This window comes from Alteromonas sp. H02, from assembly GCF_059682525.1.
Genome location: NZ_CM185021.1, coordinates 4,934,755 through 4,958,146, shown reverse-complemented (window position 1 = coordinate 4,958,146; position 23,392 = coordinate 4,934,755). Strand labels below are relative to the sequence as shown.

23 protein-coding genes and 2 pseudogenes are annotated in these 23,392 nt (G+C 45.3%); 6 read left to right on the top strand and 19 right to left on the bottom strand.

What is annotated here, in order from left to right; genetic code table 11:
• Positions 1-18: 18 nt before the first annotated feature.
• The 8 genes from AC566Q_RS22925 to AC566Q_RS22890 form a co-directional block, all read right to left on the bottom strand.
• The gene (locus tag AC566Q_RS22925; RefSeq protein WP_069945706.1) at positions 19-1,533 is read right to left on the bottom strand and encodes a transposase; all 1,515 of its coding nucleotides are present in this window, start codon (positions 1,531-1,533) and stop codon (positions 19-21) included.
• Between the two features lie 362 nt (positions 1,534-1,895).
• The gene (locus AC566Q_RS22920; RefSeq protein ID WP_499611534.1) at positions 1,896-2,324 is read right to left on the bottom strand and encodes a hypothetical protein; all 429 of its coding nucleotides are present in this window, start codon (positions 2,322-2,324) and stop codon (positions 1,896-1,898) included.
• A 100-nt stretch (positions 2,325-2,424) separates the two neighbouring features.
• Positions 2,425-2,853: an IS200/IS605 family transposase gene (gene tnpA, locus AC566Q_RS22915; protein ID WP_499611530.1), complete on the bottom strand. Its 429-nt coding sequence runs from the start codon at positions 2,851-2,853 to the stop codon at positions 2,425-2,427.
• Between the two features lie 334 nt (positions 2,854-3,187).
• Entirely contained in the window at positions 3,188-3,496 is a 309-nt protein-coding gene (locus AC566Q_RS22910) for a hypothetical protein (RefSeq protein ID WP_499617640.1), read from the bottom strand.
• Positions 3,393-3,662 carry a hypothetical protein gene (locus AC566Q_RS22905; RefSeq protein ID WP_499611525.1) on the bottom strand — a complete coding sequence of 90 codons (270 nt, stop codon included), beginning with the start codon at positions 3,660-3,662 and terminating at the stop codon, positions 3,393-3,395. Before AC566Q_RS22905 ends, AC566Q_RS22910 begins: the two co-directional genes overlap by 104 nt.
• Complete coding sequence (locus AC566Q_RS22900) at positions 3,659-3,877, bottom strand: transposase (protein ID WP_499617599.1); 219 nt, start codon at positions 3,875-3,877, stop codon at positions 3,659-3,661. The genes AC566Q_RS22905 and AC566Q_RS22900 overlap by 4 nt, the downstream gene beginning before the upstream one ends.
• A 25-nt stretch (positions 3,878-3,902) precedes the next feature.
• Entirely contained in the window at positions 3,903-4,802 is a 900-nt protein-coding gene (locus tag AC566Q_RS22895; protein WP_499611521.1) for an IS982 family transposase, read from the bottom strand.
• 98 nt (positions 4,803-4,900) lie between these two features.
• The gene (locus AC566Q_RS22890; RefSeq protein WP_499611518.1) at positions 4,901-5,770 is read right to left on the bottom strand and encodes a transposase zinc-binding domain-containing protein; all 870 of its coding nucleotides are present in this window, start codon (positions 5,768-5,770) and stop codon (positions 4,901-4,903) included.
• Positions 5,771-5,985: 215 nt separating this feature from the next.
• On the opposite strand from AC566Q_RS22890, the pseudogene AC566Q_RS22885 reads away from it, so the two are divergent.
• Positions 5,986-6,057, top strand: a pseudogene (locus AC566Q_RS22885) (AAA family ATPase); the annotation flags it as partial.
• Between the two features lie 54 nt (positions 6,058-6,111).
• A complete protein-coding gene (locus tag AC566Q_RS22880; protein ID WP_499607886.1) occupies positions 6,112-6,855 on the top strand; it encodes an ATP-dependent metallopeptidase FtsH/Yme1/Tma family protein in 744 nt (247 codons plus the stop codon).
• Here AC566Q_RS22880 and AC566Q_RS22875 read toward each other — a convergent pair.
• Together AC566Q_RS22875 and AC566Q_RS22870 are read right to left on the bottom strand one after the other, a co-directional pair.
• Complete coding sequence (locus tag AC566Q_RS22875) at positions 6,836-7,735, bottom strand: winged helix-turn-helix domain-containing protein (RefSeq protein WP_499607888.1); 900 nt, start codon at positions 7,733-7,735, stop codon at positions 6,836-6,838. The two genes, AC566Q_RS22880 and AC566Q_RS22875, sit on opposite strands and share 20 nt — an antisense overlap.
• Before the next feature lie 90 nt (positions 7,736-7,825).
• A complete protein-coding gene (locus tag AC566Q_RS22870) occupies positions 7,826-8,782 on the bottom strand; it encodes an IS1595 family transposase (RefSeq protein ID WP_139336491.1) in 957 nt (318 codons plus the stop codon).
• A 182-nt stretch (positions 8,783-8,964) separates the two neighbouring features.
• Here AC566Q_RS22870 and AC566Q_RS22865 point away from each other — a divergent pair, with 182 nt between their 5' ends.
• Positions 8,965-9,825 (top strand): alpha/beta hydrolase, encoded by an 861-nt coding sequence (locus tag AC566Q_RS22865; RefSeq protein ID WP_499611512.1) that lies wholly within the window; start codon positions 8,965-8,967, stop codon positions 9,823-9,825.
• 56 nt (positions 9,826-9,881) lie between these two features.
• Here AC566Q_RS22865 and AC566Q_RS22860 read toward each other — a convergent pair whose 3' ends face one another.
• Complete coding sequence (locus AC566Q_RS22860; RefSeq protein WP_499617597.1) at positions 9,882-10,991, bottom strand: MBL fold metallo-hydrolase; 1,110 nt, start codon at positions 10,989-10,991, stop codon at positions 9,882-9,884.
• 284 nt (positions 10,992-11,275) lie between these two features.
• On the opposite strand from AC566Q_RS22860, the gene AC566Q_RS22855 reads away from it, so the two are divergent.
• The gene (locus AC566Q_RS22855) at positions 11,276-13,696 is read left to right on the top strand and encodes a TonB-dependent receptor domain-containing protein (RefSeq protein WP_499611509.1); all 2,421 of its coding nucleotides are present in this window, start codon (positions 11,276-11,278) and stop codon (positions 13,694-13,696) included.
• 409 nt (positions 13,697-14,105) lie between these two features.
• Here the strand turns inward: AC566Q_RS22855 and AC566Q_RS22850 are convergent, their stop codons facing one another.
• Both AC566Q_RS22850 and AC566Q_RS22845 read right to left on the bottom strand, forming a co-directional pair.
• Positions 14,106-15,017 (bottom strand): transposase, encoded by a 912-nt coding sequence (locus tag AC566Q_RS22850; protein WP_499611506.1) that lies wholly within the window; start codon positions 15,015-15,017, stop codon positions 14,106-14,108.
• Between the two features lie 214 nt (positions 15,018-15,231).
• On the bottom strand, positions 15,232-15,417 hold the full coding sequence (locus tag AC566Q_RS22845; protein WP_071978359.1) for a hypothetical protein: 186 nt from the start codon (positions 15,415-15,417) through the stop codon (positions 15,232-15,234).
• A gap of 101 nt (positions 15,418-15,518) precedes the next feature.
• On the opposite strand from AC566Q_RS22845, the gene AC566Q_RS22840 reads away from it, so the two are divergent.
• A complete protein-coding gene (locus tag AC566Q_RS22840; protein ID WP_499611501.1) occupies positions 15,519-16,082 on the top strand; it encodes a GNAT family N-acetyltransferase in 564 nt (187 codons plus the stop codon).
• A 12-nt stretch (positions 16,083-16,094) separates the two neighbouring features.
• On the opposite strand, the gene AC566Q_RS22835 is transcribed toward AC566Q_RS22840, so the two are convergent.
• Together AC566Q_RS22835 and AC566Q_RS22830 are read right to left on the bottom strand one after the other, a co-directional pair.
• Entirely contained in the window at positions 16,095-16,556 is a 462-nt protein-coding gene (locus tag AC566Q_RS22835) for a hypothetical protein (RefSeq protein WP_499611496.1), read from the bottom strand.
• A 236-nt stretch (positions 16,557-16,792) separates the two neighbouring features.
• Positions 16,793-17,773 carry an APC family permease gene (locus tag AC566Q_RS22830; RefSeq protein ID WP_499611493.1) on the bottom strand — a complete coding sequence of 327 codons (981 nt, stop codon included), beginning with the start codon at positions 17,771-17,773 and terminating at the stop codon, positions 16,793-16,795.
• A gap of 460 nt (positions 17,774-18,233) precedes the next feature.
• Here AC566Q_RS22830 and AC566Q_RS22825 point away from each other — a divergent pair.
• Positions 18,234-18,798: pseudogene (locus AC566Q_RS22825) on the top strand (transposase zinc-binding domain-containing protein); the annotation flags it as partial.
• A gap of 308 nt (positions 18,799-19,106) precedes the next feature.
• Here AC566Q_RS22825 and AC566Q_RS22820 read toward each other — a convergent pair.
• From AC566Q_RS22820 to AC566Q_RS22805, 4 genes are all read right to left on the bottom strand, one after another.
• A complete protein-coding gene (locus AC566Q_RS22820) occupies positions 19,107-19,973 on the bottom strand; it encodes a transposase (RefSeq protein ID WP_499611482.1) in 867 nt (288 codons plus the stop codon).
• Between the two features lie 246 nt (positions 19,974-20,219).
• A complete protein-coding gene (locus AC566Q_RS22815) occupies positions 20,220-21,314 on the bottom strand; it encodes an IS91 family transposase (RefSeq protein WP_022992087.1) in 1,095 nt (364 codons plus the stop codon).
• Between the two features lie 548 nt (positions 21,315-21,862).
• Entirely contained in the window at positions 21,863-22,633 is a 771-nt protein-coding gene (trpS, locus tag AC566Q_RS22810; protein WP_499611490.1) for a tryptophan--tRNA ligase, read from the bottom strand.
• Positions 22,634-22,744: 111 nt separating this feature from the next.
• Complete coding sequence (locus tag AC566Q_RS22805; RefSeq protein ID WP_499611485.1) at positions 22,745-23,161, bottom strand: hypothetical protein; 417 nt, start codon at positions 23,159-23,161, stop codon at positions 22,745-22,747.
• Between the last annotated feature and the right edge of the window lie 231 nt (positions 23,162-23,392).

Below are 23,392 nucleotides of genomic sequence, written 5' to 3'. Positions count from 1 at the left end.
TGGTCTGTTTTTTGTGCTTCATGCGCCAAAATCGAAGTCGCGTTGAATGATGTAGTCACTGAATGAGGCTGTGGCTGGTGGAGCTCGAAGTGGCGGCATTAGAGAATCGTTTTTTGCTTCAAGAAGAGTCTGCTTGTCAAGGTGCGCCAAAATCTTATGGATAACAGCCGGATCCGTAATACAAGTAATAATTTTGACGTTGGTTTTTTCACAAGCCTCACAGACTGTGATGTCAATATTGAATACTCTTTTTAACCTTTGTGCCCACGACATGCTTCGCGCATGGTATGGTTTATCTGAATCTTTCAGATGCTCTGCTAAGCGAGGGCTATTCTTACCGCGTTGTGAAGCCGTTACCTCGGCACGCACCTTAGCATTGGGAGCAAACACGCCATAAAACCTCGTAAGGTTTAGCCTCGGCACTGGCACCAGTGCCGCGAGCTTGCCTATGAAATCCAAGGGAGTAAAAAAGACATGTGTGGTACCGTCTTGATAGGGAGTTTTCAGTTGATATCTTACTTTTCCTGAATCGGTTAGACTCAATCGTTGCTCGCTTAACGCTGGCCTTGAGATATATCTGCATAGCCTTTCCAGTTTGTCAGTTTGATGGCTGTCTGCAAACACCCCAGCGTGTAAGCTAAAACCGTTTATTTGAGCTAATTGACCGTAATGTTGTTCGTCTTTGGCAGGTAAGGTTTGCAAGGCAAAGACTTTTTTGCCTGTATCTGGTCCTACAGCAATGCGGTAATTGACAGAGGCTGCTTGCAAGGGCAGTAAACTATCTTCGTCATCCATGGGTAAATCGAGAAATGTGTTGTCCATATCCCGTTGAACGAGCCCGGCCTTCTCCAAGTAGGTCGCGATGCGATGGCTAATGACATTCACGAGGGTTTCCATATCATTGTGGTTTGGTGCTTTAACGCACTTGAATTTGGACTGTCCACACTCCTGAGTGATAACGCCTTCCAAAAAGAGCATGTGAAAGTGAATATTGAGATTCAGTGCACTACCAAATCGCTGAATGTAAGTCACCGCTCCTGTGTTTGCTTGCTTCTTAAGATACCCAGCCCGATGCACAATATCGCAAGAAATAGCACGATGAATGATTTGCATGATTTTACTTAAGTGTTTGGGATACCTAGCTAGAAGTAGACGAAGCGGGATGGGTAAACTCAATACCCATTGGCGTACAGGGTAACCGTGAAGAACATCTTCAACTAACAACTTGGCACTTTCTGCCATCCTTCTTGCACCGCAACTTGGGCAAAATCCCCTGCGTTTGCAGCTGAACGCCAGCAGTTTCTCATGCTTGCAGTCGTCACAAACTACACGCAAAAAACCATGCTCAAGCCGACCACACCTAAGAAACTCTTCAAACTCTTTTACCACATGAAGTGGTAACGACTTCCCTTTTTGTGAAAGCTGCTTCTGAAATTCTGGGTAGTGGCGTTCGACCAATTGATACAGTAACGTCTGCTCTGGACGATGTCGTTTATAGGTATGAGAGTGAGTTACTAGCAATGGCGCCTTTATCTTGAATTGGCATCACAGTGTGTATATGATTTTAATGTAAATCTACTGATCAATAGGGTGGGAAATTTATAGTCTCAAGGTCCGAAAAACGTACAATGCCGCCCCTCATACTTTAGATTCCAACCAGCAGCGCTTCCTCATTGCTTTGGCAGAAAAGCTGATTTCCAATCTTAGAATGCAAATAGTTCATCGTGTTCAAACATATCGTGTTGTGACATAGCTTAGCCCCAATTCCCACATTAAGTGGGAATAGCGTATAACACGGGGGATGATCCTCAAGCGGGGATTTATGGCTGGGAGATCCTTGGGATGTAAAAAAGCCCTCCTGGTAGAGGGCTTAAAAAGCTGCAATATACTACGCGTTACATTTTCCAGTGTTCACAACCTGGTTTGCTTTTGTCTATGATCAAATCGCCTTCGATTGTATATTTCACATAACCGAATAGGAATGCGAAAGCTTCTGAGTCGGCTGTCACATCAGTTAAGCCAACCGCGCATCTGTCTTGCTCGATTGCTTTATCAGCAGCCTCTTTAACACTTGGCATACCAAGTGGGACAATTACGACAGCCTTTTTGTCTTCACCGGAAACTCGCTTACCTTTAACAAAATTACCACTGTTTAGGTCAACGTTTTTGGTAGATGCCAATGTAAAATCAGCGACACGCTGAGCACAACCGGTGGATAACATAGCCATTAACACTGCTGAAATTAAGCCCATTTTTTTCATTATATAGTCCTTTGAATTTTTTAAGTTATTCCAATATAGCCATACTGGTTCTTTATCATACATTTAGATGGTGCTTATAAACAACAAATTGCTATGCATTCGTTGTATCATTTATGAGGCATCGTTGCATAGATTCCCCCGGGCATGCCCGGGGTTCTTACTGTTACAGCTCCATTCGGAGCTGATCTGAATCCTTCCGACCTTGATGCTCAACGTAGTTCCGTATTGTGTGCTCGTCTAAACCTACGCTGCTTACAAAGTAACCCGGCGACCAAACAATATTCTCATTCCAATAAACCTTTCCCTGCCATTTGAATGTTTTTCTCACGTTTGACGCTGACTGGGCTTTGAGTTTACCCATCACTTCTCCTATCGAGTATTTCGGAGGGATGACCATCAACATGTGCATATGGTCATTATCAAAGCTCACTCGCTCTATCGTGACGCCGGGCATACTTCGAAGCAGCTTCGACAACACTTTGCGCAAATACTCCACGACGAAAGGCTTCAGTATCCGAGGCCTGTATTTAGTTAGCCAGACAACGTGATATTGAAGTCTATAAAGACCATGTGATGAGACTCGAACTTCCATCTTCGTAGCATACAGGCCTCGGACTCATTCATCCACGGGTAAACCCGTGGTGTTCTGTCGCTTCGCGACCGGTCACATAAAACCACTCCGAAGAGTGGTTAGTCTCATCAATATTGCCAATTCAATTGCCAATTCAGCTCTTTAAGCCGCTTGTGTCAGCTGTATTTAAGGCTAGTTGCACGTGTGACAAATGGGTAATTTTCAAAAGTCAGTGAAGTAGTTGTCGTTAAGATAGGCAATTGAACTGGTCTTTGGTACTGAAATCCGCAATGAGATATGTGAAAGCCCTGACCTCAACATTTTGCATGTTCAAGTGATGGTATGTTTTTGTGCTTCATGCGTCGGTGACCGACCCAGCAAAACCAAAGTCGTGTTGAATGATATAGTCGCTGGATGTGGCAAAGTCCGGGGGAGCTCTAAGTGGTGGCATAAGAGAGTCGTTGTCAGCTTCCGGCAAATTTTGCTTGTCCAAATATGACAAGATTTTATTGATAACGCTGGCCTCGGTTATGCAAGCAATAATCTTTACGTTAAATTTCTCACACACCTCGCATTGCGTGATATCGATGTTGAATACACGCTTTGACTCGCCGGCTACGGGCGTTGCGCCGGTGACCGGGTGACCATGACATACTTCGAGCATGATAGGGGTTATCAGAATCCACCAGGTGTTCTGCTAAACGAGGGCTATTCTTTCCCCGCTGTGAAGCCGTAACCTCTGCTCGCACATGACTATTCGGGGCAAACACCCCGTAAAAGCGAGTAAGATTTAATCTGGGTGGTGGCACCAGCGCGGCTAGTTTACTCACAAAATCCAGCGGGCTGAAAAACACGTGAGCTGAGCGGTCACCGGCGTGCCATTGCTGTAGGGTGTATTGAGTTCATAACGCACTTTTCCTGAATCGGTCAGGCTCAATCGTTGCTCGCTAATTGCGGGCCGCGCTATGTATCTGCACAAACGTTCCAGCTTGTTAGCGTGGTGACTGTCTGCAACCCCCCCAGCGTGTAAGCTAAAACCGTTTATTTGAGCTAATTGACCTCAGATCTGGTTAAGCCAGCATTAGATTGTTGCTCTCTAACAGTTCAAGCTCCTGAGACGTCAAGTCCAATGATGGCTTTTCTTCTTTTAAACAGTAGGCGATGAGTCCGCCGAGCAAATTCAACATAAACCCGTGCATGCTGCGGTGTCGGGAGTGTTCGATGTAAGAAATGTTCTTCAATTGATCGTTCACCGTCTCAATGATGAATCGCTTCTTTAAGATGGCCCGATCCCACAGGGATATGAATTTTTTCTTCATGTTCTTTCGAACTGTCGTGATCAACTCGACGCCTTTGTCCAACAGCTCTCCAGACAGTGCTTTGCTGATATACCCTTTGTCACCGTAGAGCTTGCCAAAGAGCGAGTCGGCCATTTCTGTTACCGGTTTTCGATCATCCACGTTGCCCTTTGTGAGTTTAAGCGCCACGATTTCGCCCAGGTGATTGATGATCAAATGCAGTTTAAATCCAAACGACCACCCCATGGTGCCTTTGCTATGCTGGGCAATGCCTTCAAACACTCTATTTCTCTTAGCGCGAATGATGTGACATACCTCTATCTTGGTGAAATCGACAAATTGTATTCCGGTGGGTTCGCCAAGCTTTGACGTTAGGTAACTGCACATCGGAACGACAACACCAGGCATCAGAGCAAGAAAACGCGTATAGCTTAACAACTCAGGAAAGTAGGCTTTGAGATGGCGACAGACATAATGAAGATAATAATTCTTGAAATCTCGGTAATGCGACTGGTGGAAGTGGATAATGATGGTCATCACCTCGGCGGGAGATAAGCGATTGGCTCTGCGACGCTTGATTTCCCCGTTCTCCACTAGCATGCATTGCCAGTGCTTGATAAATAACTGACAGAAATCATCGACATCGCAGTAGGTTTCAACTAACTTATTCACGCTCGTTCCTTCCTTTTGGTCCAATTACTCTTGGTCGAATGATCGGATCAGGGAACGAGCGTTTAGTTCCTTCGATTTCTTAATTTCTTATCCGAAGCTCAGGTTAATTGACCGTAATGTTGTTCCTCTTTGGCAGGTAAGGTTTGCAAGGCAAAGACTTTTTTGCCTGTATCTGGTCCTACAGCAATGCGGTAATCTACTGAGGCAGCCTGCAAGGGCAGTAAACTATCTTCATCACCCATAGGTAAATCGAGAAATGTGTTGTCCATATCCCGTTGAATGAGCCCGGCCTTCTCCAAGTAGGTCGCGATGCGATGGCTAATGACATTCACGAGGGTTTCCATATCACTATGGTTTGGTGCTTTAACGCACTTGAATTTGGACTGTCCACACTCCTGAGTGATCACGCCTTCCAAAAAGAGCATGTGAAAGTGAATGTTTAAATTCAACGCACTGCCAAAACGCTGAATGTAAGTTACCGCTCCTGTGTTTGCTTGCTTTTTCAGGTACCCTGCTCGATGAATAATATCTGTCGCAATAGCACGGTGGATGATTTGCATGATATTGCTTAAATGTTTGGGATATCTGGCGAGTAACAACCTTAGTGGAATGGGCAAACTCAACCCCCATTGACGTACTGGGTAGCCATGAAGACCATCATCAACTAACAATTTGGCACTCTCGGCCATGCGTCTCGCCCCACAGCTTGGACAAAAGCCCCGCTTTTTGCAACTAAAGGCTAGCAGCTTTTCGTGTTTGCAATCGTCACATACCACACGAAGAAAACCATGTTCAAGACGCCCACACTTAAGAAATTCTTCAAATTCTTTTACCACATGAAGTGGTAACGACTTCCCTTGACGTGAAAGCTGATCCAGGAATTCCGGGTAGTGGCGTTCGACCAATTGATACAGTAACGTGTGCTCTGGTCGGTGGCGTTTATAGGTATGCGTGTGAGTGGCTAACAATGGCGTCCTTACCAAGGATTGGTAGCTCAGTATGCAGATGGTTTTGCTGTTAGCCTACTGACCTTGGTGATGGAAACCCATTGCGAAGGTCCGGAATACGTACAATGCAGCCCCTCATACTTTAGCTTCCAACCAACTGAGCCTTTTCATTGCCTTGGCAGAAAAGCTGATTTCCAACCTTAGAATGCAAATAGCCAAATAAAGGCGCGGTTTTTATTGTCGCGGCTACCAATCGGCTGGATAAACTTGATGAAGCATTATTACGTTCAGGAAGGCTTGATCTTCATGTCCATGTTCCTTTCCTGGATAAAAATGCCCGGCGCTGGTTTATCGAAAAGTTCTTGCAGTACGACGTTTACGAAGAGGCTATAGATGTTGATTTAATCGTATCACTAACGGCTGGTATGAGCGGTGCAGATTTAGAGAAGGTTCATCGGGAGACAGTGCTTCAGGCTCTAAGTAAGAATACTGGCAAAATTGGTCAAAGTACGTTACTGGAAGAAATTAATATTCTTAAATATGGCGCTAAACGGACACTTGATAAGTGCGCAAAAATGCTGGCAGAAACCGCCTTTCATGAGGCTGGTCATGCGGTTATCTCAAAAGTTCTGATGCCAGAGAGAATAATTGAACAAATAAGTATTGTGCCCAGAGAACAAGCTTTAGGAATGGTGGCCTACAACAGGGAACAAGAAATTGATTACACGAAAGCTTTTTGGTTCTCGCAGACATGTGTAGCGTTAGCTGGTCGAGCGGCCCAGGTAAAACAGTTCGGAGATGAAGGATTAGATACCGGTGCCAGCAGTGATTTGAGGCAGGCCATGTGGTCTGCCTGGAATCCTGTTGCCAAATACGGAATGCATCCCGATAGTTACAACTTAGACACCACTGTGTTACATGAATGGAGCCGTGAAGTTCACTTCAAATCTCAGACTGAAAAGTTAGTCAAAGAGTGGCTGGAGGAAGCAACCCTGAAAACTGATCAATTAGTTGACCAATACTGGGAGCAAATAAGCAAAGTTGCACAAGCCTTACTGGAAAAAGAAGTCTTATCAGAAGAGCAGTTTACATCGTTAATAGCCTGATGCGAGAATGCTTACATTCGAGCTGTTGAGTGGGTGTTTGTGGGGCATCTAACGCTTTTTGAAAATCCAATGTCATCAAAAAATAGCACTTTTTCTGCGTGATCGGCGCTGTACAATCTTGCTCTTTCACAAATGCTAATGTCTTTCCATCTGGTGAAATACTGTGCCCACCGTAGGCTTCAAGTCGAGATGTAAGTTGAATCTCTTCCAATGTGTCGACATTTTTTGCCCAGATATTGTTGGTACATTGAACATCAGAATACCGATGAAACAGTATATATTGACCATCAGGTGAATACGCGCCCGAATGCTCTTTGTTATCCGTTGCAGTTATGGTTCTGATTTCTTTGACAGTCAAACCCTCTGTATTACTGTTCAAAACCGCCATTATTGCAATAGAGGTAAACAACACTGCGAACAACCCAACCGCCACCATTTTTAATGGGGACGCAAACAATGATGTTTGCGCATTGTTATGCGGCAGCGATGATTCCGGATGAGGAGTTTCGACATCACTCTGCGGTTGTGCGCCCCTAATATGCACAACAGCACCTTGCTCAGTGAGTTGCCAACGCACGTCACACTCTAGACTGTACCCTTGCTTCGCATGCGTCTTAATAATGTTTTGTTCTTTGCCATCATCGCCAAACGCCTTGCGCAACTGGGCGATGCTACGTTGGAGTGTGTTGGGAGAAACAACGGTGTTAGCCCACACTTCGTCGAGCAAAGCATCTTGGCTCACCACCTGGCCTTGATGACGGGCTAAGTGAGTTAACACAGCTAATGCTTTGGGTGCTAGGGTTTGCGTTTTATTATTATGGGTAATTTGATTGCGAGGTAGGTCAACAAAAAAACCACCGATCCAAAATTGTTCTGACATAATTCCTCTTAAAGGCCGCAGCCTTAGATCGAATTAGCATAATCTCGCATAGACCCAAACTCAATCACTCGACTATTTCTAATCCAGTGGCTATGTTCGGATTAACTGTTGTTGAATCGAAAAGAGCCTGTTTTCGTTAAGGTTTTCTGGATTATCCATAAACCTGAACCAACCCAGGTAGTGTTCCAAGTATTTTGTGGCTACTCCGTGAAACCGTTTTATCCACGCTTTCAGACGGCTGTGATAGGCGTTAACATTTTGAATGTGAAAGACTTTATCTATCACCTTAATTCCTCCTGCCACATCTAAGCGCTTGTGTATTAAATCATTTTTCTCAGAAAGAGCTATGTAGGGCTTATAGCCATCACTACACAACACACTGTCTTTCTCTAATTTTCCTGCTAGCTCCTGATGCAAAGCTTCCGATGTAACACTTGGCACAACGGCTTCATACGTACTCTTAGCTCGGTCTCTGACCGTTAAAACTGGCACCCAATCATCCTTTGAACGTCCTCGTTTTTTCGCTTTCACCCCTCTTTTACGGGGCTGACGAGTCATCCGTTTTGAGCCTTTCTCTGAGTAGGGAAAAAGTGTTTCGTCTGCCTCGATAATGCCTTCTAATTTGCTCGCTTTCAGTGCTGATGGTAGCGCCAAGAATCGGTGCCGCCACCTGAACGATGTTTCAAGGTGGAGGCCACATTCTTCGGCACATTTACGCAATGGCTTACTGTCCAGCATACAGCGAATATATTCTAACCAAAGCTCTTTGTACCTCAGTCGAGCTAGCGGTGTCGCCGTTGTCGCTACAAAGGTTTTGCCGCAGTTCTTGCAGCGATAACGCTGCATCTTGTTTACCTTGCCGTGCCGATTGATCAGTGAGCTATGGCAGTGCGGACATTCAGGGTTTTCAACCATCCGCTCCTCAAGCTCTGTTATCAACTGTGAGACGCTATCAGTGCCTTTCAGCAGCTTCTCAACATAACGGGTTTGACTATCTGTTAAGTGTTCTAACTCGGCTATAAGCTTTGTAAATTGTGCTGGGATCATGATCAACCCTCAATAACTGTATTCATATACAGTATAGCAACAATTTAGCAGAACATAGCCAATCCAGTATTTAAGACAATCAGTCGAAATTCAGCGATAAATCAGTATGACGTCAAGCGTAATGAAAACACGTGAATTAGATTTCGTGACTATCATTCTTGTCAAACCCAATAGGTACTGAAATGCGACGACTATTACTGACGACTTTATTGTTATTTATTTTTTCCAGTGACGCTGCAACCCAATCTAAAAACGGTTTTGTTATACCTCGTACCGATATCATTAATATCACAGACAATGCCACTCAAAAACGCTATGAACTCTACGTTAAGCTACCTAGCAATTACGACGCCGGTGATAAACACTACCCCGTCGTCTACTACACCGATGCGTATTGGCATATAGAGATACTCTCTGCGTTATCAGAATTTTTGTTTGAAGATGTCATTTTAATTGGTATCGCATGGCAAACGAATAGCGACCCTCAATTGGTTGAAGAAGTCGGCCCTTATGTCAGTCGATTTAGCGACTACTCCTACGCCCCTTCAACAAATGAAGAGCACCAACAGAAATACCGTTTTGGTCAAGCTGCGCAGCACTTGGCCTTCATTCGCAACGACGTGATTCCTTTTGTCGATACAAGATATCGCACAGATCCTTCCAAACGCAGCTACTTTGGTTATTCATTGGGTGGGGCTTTTGGGGCATATACAGTGATGAGTCAACCAGATACATTTCACTACTATGTGCTGGGTAGCCCTTCTGTATGGCAGGACATAACACAATACACAACGCCTAAACCGGTAGGGATAGCTAGCCGAGCTAAAGTCTTTATTTCTCACGGCTCGACAGAAAACAAACTACAAACCAAGGTTGAAGCCTTTATCCAAATCCTAGAAAAACAACTTGTAGCGCCGGAATCCGTTCACTATCAAGTGATGAACGGAGACCATACTACTGCCTTCCCAGAAACCGCTGTCGAAGCAGTAAAGTGGCTATCGAGTTTGCAAACGGAACCTGTTGAGGAATCCGCACAGGATTAAAGTCCCAAAAAGCCGCTCTGACGAGCGGCCTTTAATCAGTGCCTTGGACAAGGCTCTTACATCGCGAGTTGCTGTGGTATAAGCCCTTGCCACCATCGCTCTTGCGTCTGTGGCGCCATCACGCCCATGACTTCGCCAACTCTGGGTGTAGACAGAACGACTTGATTGGTTTGTGCGGCAGCCAATACTCGCTCTAAGGGCTCGTACCAAGCGTGAAACGCCAGATCGAAGGTGCCATTGTGAATTGGGATCATGACACGGCCTTGGAGATCAAGATGCGCTTGCACGCTTTCTTCTGGCGTCATGTGAATATCAGCCCAGTCCTTGTCATAGGCCCCCGTTTCAATAAACGTTAAGTCAAATGGACCATAGCGGTTACCAATTTCAGCAAAACCCGCGAAATAGCCTGAGTCACCGCTGAAAAACACCTTGCCTTTTGGCGTATCGATTACCCAAGATCCCCAAAGACTTTTGTTGCCATCGGTTAAACCACGACCTGAGAAGTGTTTTGTTGGAGTGAACGCCACTTTCCCCACTGCGGTTTGCATTTCCTGCCACCAATCGAAACTTTGAATTTTCTCGGCGCTGACGCCCCACTTTTCTAAACTGGCTTCTACCCCGATGGGAACCAAAAACTGTTTGGTCTTCGCAACAAGCTTTTTAACAGAGTACTTATCTAGATGGTCGTAGTGATTGTGGGATACCAATACTTTATCGATATCGGGCAATTCATCAATCGTCATTGGCGTATTGTGAAAACGCTTTGGCCCCATGAATGAAAATGGTGAAGCACGCTTACCAAAAACGGGGTCAAGCAACCAAAACTCGCCCATTACCTTGAGTAAAACAGAAGAGTGGCCAAACTTAACCACGTGTAATTCATCATCGGACAGTGCGAGGAGATCATCGCGGGTCAGTGTGCTAACAGGCAGTGCCTGGTCTGGAATTGCATGTACCTTTTTCTCGGTAAAATAACGCAATGTTAAGCGCAACATATCGCCGAGACTGCCCATATTAACGGGTTCAGTATTCTCGAACTTACCATTCACAACATTATCTCTTCCCGACAAATCCTGTGTGCTCTGGGCAACCAACTGACTATTCACTATATATGCTCCTACACACATGGCCGCAAGCACGACCATCAAACCAACGAAATATTTCATATCACACCAAAAGTAAACTACATAGTGTAATATAAATTTTTTCAGCATCTTGCTGTGGGTCACAAAATATTCACAGTGATTCACTAATGTAAGAAACATAACTTCAGGGCCCACTTGGCCGCCTCCTCACACTCTCTTCTTTCACCTAACTAAGTTAAATCTCAAACTCGCCACTTTTATTAATTGAACGTTCAATAAAAAGAAATATAAATGTCACAAAAGTCATCTAGCATGATCCGCGGTTTCACACATTAAAAACAAACGGACTACTAGGAACACATTCAATGAACACATTTCCAAGCAAGAAAAGTTTTCTAGCACTATCAGTGCTAGCAGCCACCTCTTTGCCTGCTTTTGCGGCCGATGACGTCGCTGTAGATGAAGCAGAGATTGAAGAAGTTACCGTTGTTGGTCGCAGCGTATCTTACGCCAATAACGCGACTTCTGACGAAATGTTAAAACAGCAAACCAGCATGACAAGCGTATTGTCTATCATCGATAATTTACCGGGCGTACTAATCAATGAAGGTGATACATTTGGCTCCGATGATTGGTCTACTTCTATCGTTATTCGTGGCTTCCAAGTCAACTTGAACGAACAGCAAATCGGTATGACTATCGATGGCATCGCTAACGGTAACTCAAACTATGGCGGTGGTGCGAAAGCCAACCGCTACATCGATACAGAAAACACAAGAGGCGTTGAAGTGTCACAGGGCACGGCGGATATCGCGTCTCGTTCACATGAAGCACTCGGTGGGACAATCAATTTCACCACGATTAATCCAGGTGATGAAGAGCGCCTAGTAGTCAGCGTAACAGGCGGAGAGTTTGATGCTTCAAAATACTTCATCCGTTACGAAACTGGTGAGATTTTTAAAGACACCTACGCGTGGGTAAGTGCATCAACTCAAGAAAGTAGCGATTTTATGGATCAGGTTGCTGAAAACACCCGAGACCATTTCGCAGCTAAAATTGTATCGACTATTAATGAAGTTAACCTGACGGGTTACGTAGCATACGATGATACTCAAGAAGACAACTATCAACGTATCTATGGTCTAGACCAATATGCGCAAAATTCAGAATGGGACCAGCTGACCAGCGAATGGACAGGGATTCCTTATCAAGACCAAGCATTCCGTCGTGGCTGGTCGACCTTGCGCGAGAACATGTTTGCCTATTTACAGGCAGAGTGGACAATGGGTGCGGTAGACTTATCAGCTAATGTCTACTACCACGACAATGAAGGTCGCGGTGATTGGGTTCCGCCTTATCTCGTCAATGTCACTGACGACGGTGCGGGTAACCCTCACTCTGAACTTAACGGCAATACCGTATTCGGTGGGCCATTCTTGGGTCAAATATTCTTTGTTAACGGCAATGGTGAACAGCTTTCACCTATCGATGGCTGCCAGAGTTCACTTACCTTCCCATACGGTGGTGCGGGTCCAGAGTACGATCCAGGCTGTTACGAGCAAGGTGCAATTCCCGTAGGTTCTTACCGTCACACTCACTATAAAAAAGAGCGTTTAGGCTTTAATGCAGACGCTACCTGGTACGCTAAAATTGGCGAATTTGATAACGTATTCCGCGCTGGTATTTGGTGGGAAGACTACGATCGCGAAGAATACCGTGATTGGCACAAGATCATCGATTCTGCTACCAGCTTCCGCTTTGACGAAAGACCTTACTGGGTACAGTACGATCGCACATTCCCAGTCGATACGTTAATGTTCTACGCAGAAAACGAGATTGACTTCGGTTTTGCCAAAGTCCGCGTTGGCGCTAAGCAGTTTGACGTTGAGCTAAAAAAACAAGACAACTTCAACTCAGACAACGATCTACAGGTCAATTCAGATTCAGATACGCTGTTCTCTGCGGGTATCGTTGTACCACTGCCAGTTGAAGGGTTAGAAGCCTTTGCAGGTTATGGTGAAAACTTTGCTGCAATCAAAGATGCGCAACTAGAACGCGATGATGCTGACTTGCGTTTCATCCAACCAGAGACGGCAGATAACGTCGATTTAGGTCTGCGTTATTCTTCTCCTGGTTTTAATGCTAGCGTCACCTACTACAACATTGAGTTTAACAACCGCATCCAGTTCACGAGTAATGAAACGGCGTCTGGTATCGACTTCCTAGAAGCGGCGGCCGGTGGCTATCGCAATGTGGGTGGGATTGAATCAAGCGGTTTCGAAATTTCTCTCGACGTAATGTTAACCGACCACCTAAGCCTGTTCTCATCGCTGACTATCAGTGAATCTGAATACGTAGGTACTATCGGCAACTCAGGTACGGTTTACGAATCGCTTGCTGCTGCTGAAGCCGCGATTGCGGACCCTAACAACCCAGAGTCGTCATTGGTGTCTATTGAAGGCAATACGGTATTGGGTACGCCAGATACCATGGGCGTTGTCAGCTTAGACTGGGCAAAAGATAACTATTTTGCAGGCTTGAGCACCAAGTACGTAGATTCTCGTTTCTTGGATATCTACAACGCCGCTGAAGTAGATTCTTACATTGTCAGTGACTTCTATGTTGGTGGCTACATCGACGGGCTTGGTGAGAGCATTGAAGAAATCGAGATTCGCTTCACCATTAACAACCTATTCGATGAAGACTATGCTTCGACGATTGCACCGGGTGCATTCTGGATTGGCGCACCTCGTGCGGCAGCATTGAATGCCAGAGTGACTTTCTAACCATTTGTGTGTCCAAGTGCTGGCGGGTGAAAGCCCGCCTTTTTTATTATGAAGAAAACCCCATTTATACTCTGTGCACTGATTGCGTCAGCTTCGGCGCCTGCCAGTGAACCCATTGACCATATACTCTTTGGTTCGTGCGGTCACCAGGACAAGGCTATGCCGATTCTCGACAGCATCATCGATGGGATTATAAGAAATATTAACGCTATGTACTACCCACTGTGTCAGCTGTATTTAAGGCCAGTTGCACGTGTGTCAAATGGGTACTTTTCAGGAATCAGTGAAGTAGTTGTCATCAAGATAGATGCAATATAACTGGTCTTTGGTACTGAAATCCGCAATGAGATATGTGAAAGCCCTTACCTCAACATGTTGCATGTTCAAGTGATGGTCTGTTTTTTGTGCTTCATGCGCCAAAATCGAAGTCGCGTTGAATGATGTAGTCACTGAATGAGGCTGTGGCTGGTGGAGCTCGAAGTGGCGGCATTAGAGAATCGTTTTTTGCTTCAAGAAGAGTCTGCTTGTCAAGGTGCGCCAAAATCTTATGGATAACAGCCGGATCCGTAATACAAGTAATAATTTTGACGTTGGTTTTTTCACAAGCCTCACAGACTGTGATGTCAATATTGAATACTCTTTTTAACCTTTGTGCCCACGACATGCTTCGCGCATGGTATGGTTTATCTGAATCTTTCAGATGCTCTGCTAAGCGAGGGCTATTCTTACCGCGTTGTGAAGCCGTTACCTCGGCACGCACCTTAGCATTGGGAGCAAACACGCCATAAAACCTCGTAAGGTTTAGCCTCGGCACTGGCACCAGTGCCGCGAGCTTGCCTATGAAATCCAAGGGAGTAAAAAAGACATGTGTGGTACCGTCTTGATAGGGAGTTTTCAGTTGATATCTTACTTTTCCTGAATCGGTTAGACTCAATCGTTGCTCGCTTAACGCTGGCCTTGAGATATATCTGCATAGCCTTTCCAGTTTGTCAGTTTGATGGCTGTCTGCAAACACCCCAGCGTGTAAGCTAAAACCGTTTATTTGAGCTAATTGACCGTAATGTTGTTCGTCTTTGGCAGGTAAGGTTTGCAAGGCAAAGACTTTTTTGCCTGTATCTGGTCCTACAGCAATGCGGTAATTGACAGAGGCTGCTTGCAAGGGCAGTAAACTATCTTCGTCATCCATGGGTAAATCGAGAAATGTGTTGTCCATATCCCGTTGAACGAGCCCGGCCTTCTCCAAGTAGGTCGCGATGCGATGGCTAATGACATTCACGAGGGTTTCCATATCATTGTGGTTTGGTGCTTTACGTGACTTCAATTTTGGGGCGTAGGCTCCATTTACTGCTGCAAGAGTAAAGAAAAACGCTAGTAAATGGTGGGGCTATTCGCGCTTCACCCCCCATTTCCTGCACCAAAGGCCTATCGTCGCAAGACATTGCAAACTAACACGCCTTAAAATACTCCCACAATTCGATAATTCAACAAACCAATCTAGTCAAAAAGACAACTGTCATAGGGGGTAGAAAATAGCTTTAATCCGTCTTATGCTCGTCATCAATTTGCTTGTTCAGCAGGAAAAACGGGTTTATTTGACTCAGCAACACCATGATTTTGTTGATGCCCTTGGCGGGCATGGATTTCTCAGAACGGTACTTTTTAATGACGGTGTCAGCATTGATTCTGACAACGTCGAAATCATCAGCAAAGAGCAGTTGCATGCTCTCGGTGAAAAGTTCAGAAGTGCACTTTAGAGGCGTAAAGCTGTCAACCACAAAAACAATTTGTTATCATGGAATAAAACGACTAGAAGAAGAAAAACATGCCAGCAGCTCCTTTTCCCATTTTGACTTCAGAGCGTCTTATCCTTAATGAGCTTAAGAAGACGGATCGCAAGCAAATCTTTGAGATTTTCTCCGATCCTGATGTTACGGCTCATTATGATGTTGAGCGCTTTAAAGAAATCAAGGAAGCTGTTCAATTGATCAAATATTTCTCCTCCAGGTTTGAAACCCGAACCGGTATTCGCTGGGCAATACGTAAAAAAGGCGAACCTAAATTGATTGGCAGTTGCGGATTTAATAGTTGGAACGAATTCGATGCCAGCGTGATCCTTGGATACGATTTAGCACCAAAGCATTGGGGAAAAGGCTTCGCCAGCGAAGCTGTAAAGTGCATTCTGGATTATGTCTTTAGTGCAAAATTTCCTATCAAAATCAACCGGGTAGAATCTTTGATATTACCCAGTAATTTACCTTCTATTTCAGTAACCCTAAGAGCGGGGTTTGAGTTTGAAGGGGTAATGCGAGAGAAGTGTTTCTGTAATGGTGCCTTCCACGATATGAATCTTTACAGCCTGATACGCAAAGATTATGAAGCGGCATAACAGCGATAAGAGTCACTGCTTAGTGCCATTCTGAATGTCCATCAATTCGCTGGTGAGTTCTTTAAGTTTTTTCTGTAAGTGTTTTTTGCCGTCCAGTTGATAACGAGAAACCAATATTGCTGATGGGGTTTTCTTTAACGCAAAATCAATAACCAGGTCAAATTTTCCTGAACGTAAGGCTGTTTTGTTTAGAGGATGCAAAAGCAGCGCTTTAAGCAAAGGCCCGGTTAACTCCAGGCTGCGGTTTCCCTTACTAAACAATGCCAGTTTTTGTAGATCTGGCCTGGAAAGGGAACCTTGTGAGTTCTCAGCATTATCCTCGATAACAGCTAATAACAGACTTAACAAACGATTGTCCAACTGCTGATAAATACCGTCTAAATGAAAAAACAGCAATTCCTTAAAATTCTGCGCTATCAATTCTAATGATCCACTCAATAGTCCATCCGCTTTTAGAGGGTTGAGCACAGTCATACTGAATTCATTGTGCCGAACAAAGCAAAGCCACCGAGTGTTTGCCATTGCAGGGCGTTAGTTTGTGTGGTCGCCCAAATACATAGTACTAGTGCAATCGGTCCAGCCACAATGATCGCAGCATTAACAGACGGTTTACCGGCTCGCTTGCGAAGTTTAGGCAACGCAACAATCGATCCAACATAAGCGAGTAAACGAGCAAGAGTGCTTACTGCCGCCAACGCTAAAAAGTCGTCTCACAACGCAAACATAATTGCCCCAACTCCGTAAAATATAATCGAATTTGCTGGAGTACCCCAGCGTGATACCTTACCAAACCAAGCGGGCAACAAACCATCGTCAGCAAGGGATGGCGGCATCCGACTTGCCGACGTATGCCCTGCTGTCAAGTTAGCAAGCACGCTGACCACAATGGTGGCCGCAATTAGCAAAGCGCCTATGTCACCAGCATACTCACCGGCTAGAGAAGTAAGCGGCGCTTCAGGTCCGGTGCCCGCAATTGAACTATGGCTATATGCCCATTGCAGACCAAAATAAATAAGCGTCACTACTGCAATGCCAAATAGCAGTGCGCGGGGCATCGCGTATTTTGGATTCTTGGTTTCGCCAGCCGGAATGGTGGCGTTTTCAAACCCGACATAGGCGTATAAGGTCGCTAATGCGATACCTTCAATGGCGGTGAACTGAGGCAACACCACTGCTTCTTCATAGGTGGCAGCACCAATGCCAACGACAAGCAGTATCAATAACGGTAATAATTTGAGCACTGTCATCGCACCCAAAAACGCCACTACTCGCTTAATGCCAATCACGTTGATGAATGTCAGCCCGCCTAACACAACGATTATCAAAGTAACTTTTCCTGCTCCCTGACCAACAGCCGGCCAAAGCGCAGCGGCGTATGCAACCAGCACCAATACGTTAGCTCCCTGACTGATAAGGCGAGCAGCGAAAAAGGTCCAGCCCACCACAAAACCCGGATAGGCGCCAAAGGCGTCACCTACATATCGCTGTGGGCCACCGGAGCGATCCGTCAACATGGTGAGCTCTGCAAAACAAATGACGATGGCCATGACCAGAATACCGCCAATCAACAATAACCAAGGGGCGAATGTTCCCACCGCTGAATGGAGTGCTTCTGGCAAACCAAATATGCCGGCGCCTATCAGTCCGTTTACTACTGTCACTATACTCGCTCGCTTTGCCCCAATCGCCATTCTAGTCCCTAGTTCAAAACGACGCATTTGAGTACTGTAGCTCAAAATACCGTACAAACCTACACCGGCTAAAAACAAAGTGATAATGGCTAGTATCGCGGTAGTGATAGCGGTTGCATACTTACAAAAAAGACTCAACGCTAGCAAAGCATTCTACAATTATCTCATCACGGTGAAAAAATTAATCATGCAGAGAAGCCCAATTTGACGAAACAAAGAATAAGTATAATTTTCCAACCTTAGCACTTAAGGCTATTTGCATTCTGAGGTTGGAAGTAACGATTTAAATGGAAACGGACTAACATCCGTTTTGTGCAAAAGATGGTAGATTAAGCCAAGCTTTGTAGTTTTTTCTATTTAAATGACTGACAAAAAACATCCTAAACCGGTCATTCAGCCAGTCGTAAATTAGCCCTTTTTTTGCCACACTCGTCGGTACATAATTCAGTGATGAACGAATGTGCTGGCAAAGCAACAAAGTGAAACATACAAGCGCCATCGACCGGAAACAACGCTACTCTATCAATTGGTTGAACGTTACTACCCAGATTTTACAGCAAACTTAGCCGACCAAGGCAAGTATTTACCCAAGTATGTTGAGCGTGAGTTTGATGAGTTCTTGCGTTGTGGACGGCTAGAGCACGGCTTTTTACGCGTGGTGTGTAATGACTGCAAGCATGAAAAGTTAGTCGCGTTTAGCTGCAAACGCAGGGGGCTTCTGCCCTAGCTGTGGCGCCAGAAGAATGGCCGAAAGTGCAGCATTGCTAGTAGATGATGTGTTACAGGGTTATCCCGTTCGCCAGTGGGTATTGAGTTTACCCATTCCGCTTCGATTGCTTCTAGCAAGGTACCCAAGTGAACTGAGCAAGGTGATGCAAATCATTCACCTCGCCATTTCCACTCACATTGTGAACAAAGCAGGTCTTACCAACAAGCAGGCAAAAACCGGTGCCGTTACGCTCATTCAGCGATTCGGTAGCGCTCTTAATCTAAATATCCATTTCCACATGTTGTTCTTAGAAGGTGCAATAAGTGAAAATCCATTAAGTGGCACAACTTTTACCCGCATCAAAGCACCGTCCCATAACGACATGGTGGAGCTAGTCCATACCGATTATAAGAAATATTAACGCTATGTACTACCCACTGTGTCAGCTGTATTTAAGGCCAGTTGCACGTGTGTCAAATGGGTACTTTTCAGGAATCAGTGAAGTAGTTGTCATCAAGATAGATGCAATATAACTGGTCTTTGGTACTGAAATCCGCAATGAGATATGTGAAAGCCCTTACCTCAACATGTTGCATGTTCAAGTGATGGTCTGTTTTTTGTGCTTCATGCGCCAAAATCGAAGTCGCGTTGAATGATGTAGTCACTGAATGAGGCTGTGGCTGGTGGAGCTCGAAGTGGCGGCATTAGAGAATCGTTTTTTGCTTCAAGAAGAGTCTGCTTGTCAAGGTGCGCCAAAATCTTATGGATAACAGCCGGATCCGTAATACAAGTAATAATTTTGACGTTGGTTTTTTCACAAGCCTCACAGACTGTGATGTCAATATTGAATACTCTTTTTAACCTTTGTGCCCACGACATGCTTCGCGCATGGTATGGTTTATCTGAATCTTTCAGATGCTCTGCTAAGCGAGGGCTATTCTTACCGCGTTGTGAAGCCGTTACCTCGGCACGCACCTTAGCATTGGGAGCAAACACGCCATAAAACCTCGTAAGGTTTAGCCTCGGCACTGGCACCAGTGCCGCGAGCTTGCCTATGAAATCCAAGGGAGTAAAAAAGACATGTGTGGTACCGTCTTGATAGGGAGTTTTCAGTTGATATCTTACTTTTCCTGAATCGGTTAGACTCAATCGTTGCTCGCTTAACGCTGGCCTTGAGATATATCTGCATAGCCTTTCCAGTTTGTCAGTTTGATGGCTGTCTGCAAACACCCCAGCGTGTAAGCTAAAACCGTTTATTTGAGCTAATTGACCGTAATGTTGTTCGTCTTTGGCAGGTAAGGTTTGCAAGGCAAAGACTTTTTTGCCTGTATCTGGTCCTACAGCAATGCGGTAATTGACAGAGGCTGCTTGCAAGGGCAGTAAACTATCTTCGTCATCCATGGGTAAATCGAGAAATGTGTTGTCCATATCCCGTTGAACGAGCCCGGCCTTCTCCAAGTAGGTCGCGATGCGATGGCTAATGACATTCACGAGGGTTTCCATATCATTGTGGTTTGATTATAAGAAATATTAACGCTATGTACTACCCACTGTGTCAGCTGTATTTAAGGCCAGTTGCACGTGTGTCAAATGGGTACTTTTCAGGAATCAGTGAAGTAGTTGTCATCAAGATAGACGCAATATAACTGGTCTTTGGTACTGAAATCCGCAATGAGATATGTGAAAGCCCTTACCTCAACATGTTGCATGTTCAAGTGATGGTCTGTTTTTTGTGCTTCATGCGCCAAAATCGAAGTCGCGTTGAATGATGTAGTCACTGAATGAGGCTGTGGCTGGTGGAGCTCGAAGTGGCGGCATTAGAGAATCGTTTTTTGCTTCAAGAAGAGTCTGCTTGTCAAGGTGCGCCAAAATCTTATGGATAACAGCCGGATCCGTAATACAAGTAATAATTTTGACGTTGGTTTTTTCACAAGCCTCACAGACTGTGATGTCAATATTGAATACTCTTTTTAACCTTTGTGCCCACGACATGCTTCGCGCATGGTATGGTTTATCTGAATCTTTCAGATGCTCTGCTAAGCGAGGGCTATTCTTACCGCGTTGTGAAGCCGTTACCTCGGCACGCACCTTAGCATTGGGAGCAAACACGCCATAAAACCTCGTAAGGTTTAGCCTCGGCACTGGCACCAGTGCCGCGAGCTTGCCTATGAAATCCAAGGGAGTAAAAAAGACATGTGTGGTACCGTCTTGATAGGGAGTTTTCAGTTGATATCTTACTTTTCCTGAATCGGTTAGACTCAATCGTTGCTCGCTTAACGCTGGCCTTGAGATATATCTGCATAGCCTTTCCAGTTTGTCAGTTTGATGGCTGTCTGCAAACACCCCAGCGTGTAAGCTAAAACCGTTTATTTGAGCTAATTGACCGTAATGTTGTTCGTCTTTGGCAGGTAAGGTTTGCAAGGCAAAGACTTTTTTGCCTGTATCTGGTCCTACAGCAATGCGGTAATTGACAGAGGCTGCTTGCAAGGGCAGTAAACTATCTTCGTCATCCATGGGTAAATCGAGAAATGTGTTGTCCATATCCCGTTGAACGAGCCCGGCCTTCTCCAAGTAGGTCGCGATGCGATGGCTAATGACATTCACGAGGGTTTCCATATCATTGTGGTTTGGTGCTTTAACGCACTTGAATTTGGACTGTCCACACTCCTGAGTGATAACGCCTTCCAAAAAGAGCATGTGAAAGTGAATATTGAGATTCAGTGCACTACCAAATCGCTGAATGTAAGTCACCGCTCCTGTGTTTGCTTGCTTCTTAAGATACCCAGCCCGATGCACAATATCGCAAGAAATAGCACGATGAATGATTTGCATGATTTTACTTAAGTGTTTGGGATACCTAGCTAGAAGTAGACGAAGCGGGATGGGTAAACTCAATACCCATTGGCGTACAGGGTAACCACACCAGACACGACCAACAGCTTGACATTCGACTCCATGAATCACTCACCAATTGCAACATGACTATAGGGATATCGGCCAAGTTGAGAATTATTGATGGGCAATTTGGCAGACAATCAAAGAAAGCCTAGTCCTTGTGCCAGAGGTTTGCCAACGACGATGGATTGCGAGAGTAGAGTTTGTTGCGCGGCCGTTCACCGTTACTGATAATCAGACGTTAGTGGCCGCTAGAAGCAGAGGTGAATGACGACAAGAGGCGCCAGGTCAAAACGATAGAGGCAGGAACGAAGAAACCCCCGATCCAACACTATCGCGCCCTCCTGGCGATCTCGAAGTACAACATTCTGTATAAGAGAAGGGATAAAACCCCTCGTCGAGGGGCTGATCGGGAATACCAAAAAGGCCCTGCGCCAACTCGCCTAGCACGACCGGAGCACTGAGGCTCCTAGCATGGCGGGAGCTTAGCCTATCGGGCGAATACCCACTGATTTTCTGCACTTGGCCAACAAAGGCGAACTGAAAGAACGCGCTTTTTCAGCGCCTTGCTGCAGTTTTTCTTCAATCGCTGCAGGATTGGCCAACAGCTCGTTATAGCGCTCTCGAGCCTCCGCCAGCTCTCCGTTAACCAACTCAAACAATTGCTTCTTGGCTTCACCCCAAGCGATGCCATCGGCAAATGCCTGACGCATATCGACGGTTTGTTGCTCACTGGCAAAAGCCTGCCAAATTTGAAACACCGTGGAGCTATCGGGATCTTTCGGCTCTCCGGGCTCCAGCAAGTTGGTTTTAATTTTGTTGATGTGTTTTTTCAGTTGTTTTTCGGTCAAGAACAGGGGAATGGTATTGCCGTAGCTCTTACTCATTTTACGACCATCGAGGCCTTGCAACACCGCCACCTTGTCATCAACTACGGCTTCAGGAGCCACAAAGTGCTGGCCATAGTGATGATTAAAACGCGCCGCGATATCGCGAGCCATCTCGACGTGTTGAATTTGATCTTTGCCGACAGGTACTTTGTTGGCGTTAAACATCAAAATATCAGCTGCCATCAGCACAGGGTAGCTATACAAACCCATGGTCACGCCGTAATCCGTATCTTCACCCGCCTCTTGGTTGGCGGCAACGGCCGCCTTATAGGCGTGAGCACGATTCATTAAGCCTTTCGCAGCCATACAATTGAGCATCCAGCACAATTCTGGGATCTCTGGAATGTCAGATTGACGGTAAAACACCGAGTATAAGAAATATTAACGCTATGTACTACCCACTGTGTCAGCTGTATTTAAGGCCAGTTGCACGTGTGTCAAATGGGTACTTTTCAGGAATCAGTGAAGTAGTTGTCATCAAGATAGATCTTCAAGATATCCTCCCTGCATACCCGTGACCGGGCTATCATCAGCCAGCCTGATAGTATTGGTGCCACTGTCATTGTAAAACAGGGTTGTCGAAAACGCATTGGAAAAATGATATGTCAGGCGAGACTCTGGAAATTCACTGCTTATTTCAAGTTCTCCAGACCAACCTTCCTTACTGTGATCATTCCAGGTAACTTCTAAATCCACGCCAAACTCACCACCATCTGCATCCAGGTATTCATAGTTAGTGTTTAATACAAAGCTCCAGCTATCAGACGGTTCATAACCAATATCCAGGCCGACTTCATATTCATTCGAGCCCGCCGTTTGTTTTTCATAAGATGATTCGGCTTCAACATAATAAACCAGCTCCCAGCGATCATTGATTTCCTGTTCGTATTCCAAGCCAAGTTGCAGGGTAGTAAAACTGCTCCAGGGGTCAGTGCCTATACCATTGATAAATGGCAGTGCTTCAGGCTTGGTCCATTGGTAGTTCCAACGCTCGAAACCAAAAGTAAAGCCCCAATTATTTTGCTCGTATTCTGCTTCTATCAGTACTCCCGATGTTTTTACTGAGCCGTCTCCGGTACTAGATAAGGAATCCCCGACACTGGTATATTCTATTGAGTATAAGAA

What these genes read in the sequence shown, in the direction of transcription:
- AC566Q_RS22920 (WP_499611534.1), bottom strand. Translation starts at nt 2,324, where the DNA reads ATGTATGATAAAGAACCAGTATGGCTATATTGGAATAACTTAAAAAAT.
- tnpA (WP_499611530.1), bottom strand. Translation starts at nt 2,853, where the DNA reads ATGGAAGTTCGAGTCTCATCACATGGTCTTTATAGACTTCAATATCAC.
- AC566Q_RS22910 (WP_499617640.1), bottom strand. Translation starts at nt 3,496, where the DNA reads ATGCTCGAAGTATGTCATGGTCACCCGGTCACCGGCGCAACGCCCGTA.
- AC566Q_RS22875 (WP_499607888.1), bottom strand. Translation starts at nt 7,735, where the DNA reads ATGTCAGAACAATTTTGGATCGGTGGTTTTTTTGTTGACCTACCTCGC.
- AC566Q_RS22870 (WP_139336491.1), bottom strand. Translation starts at nt 8,782, where the DNA reads ATGATCCCAGCACAATTTACAAAGCTTATAGCCGAGTTAGAACACTTA.
- AC566Q_RS22865 (WP_499611512.1), top strand. Translation starts at nt 8,965, where the DNA reads ATGCGACGACTATTACTGACGACTTTATTGTTATTTATTTTTTCCAGT.
- AC566Q_RS22860 (WP_499617597.1), bottom strand. Translation starts at nt 10,991, where the DNA reads ATGAAATATTTCGTTGGTTTGATGGTCGTGCTTGCGGCCATGTGTGTA.
- AC566Q_RS22855 (WP_499611509.1), top strand. Translation starts at nt 11,276, where the DNA reads ATGAACACATTTCCAAGCAAGAAAAGTTTTCTAGCACTATCAGTGCTA.
- AC566Q_RS22845 (WP_071978359.1), bottom strand. Translation starts at nt 15,417, where the DNA reads ATGCAACTGCTCTTTGCTGATGATTTCGACGTTGTCAGAATCAATGCT.
- AC566Q_RS22840 (WP_499611501.1), top strand. Translation starts at nt 15,519, where the DNA reads ATGCCAGCAGCTCCTTTTCCCATTTTGACTTCAGAGCGTCTTATCCTT.
- AC566Q_RS22835 (WP_499611496.1), bottom strand. Translation starts at nt 16,556, where the DNA reads ATGACTGTGCTCAACCCTCTAAAAGCGGATGGACTATTGAGTGGATCA.
- AC566Q_RS22830 (WP_499611493.1), bottom strand. Translation starts at nt 17,773, where the DNA reads ATGGCGATTGGGGCAAAGCGAGCGAGTATAGTGACAGTAGTAAACGGA.
- AC566Q_RS22815 (WP_022992087.1), bottom strand. Translation starts at nt 21,314, where the DNA reads ATGCAAATCATTCATCGTGCTATTTCTTGCGATATTGTGCATCGGGCT.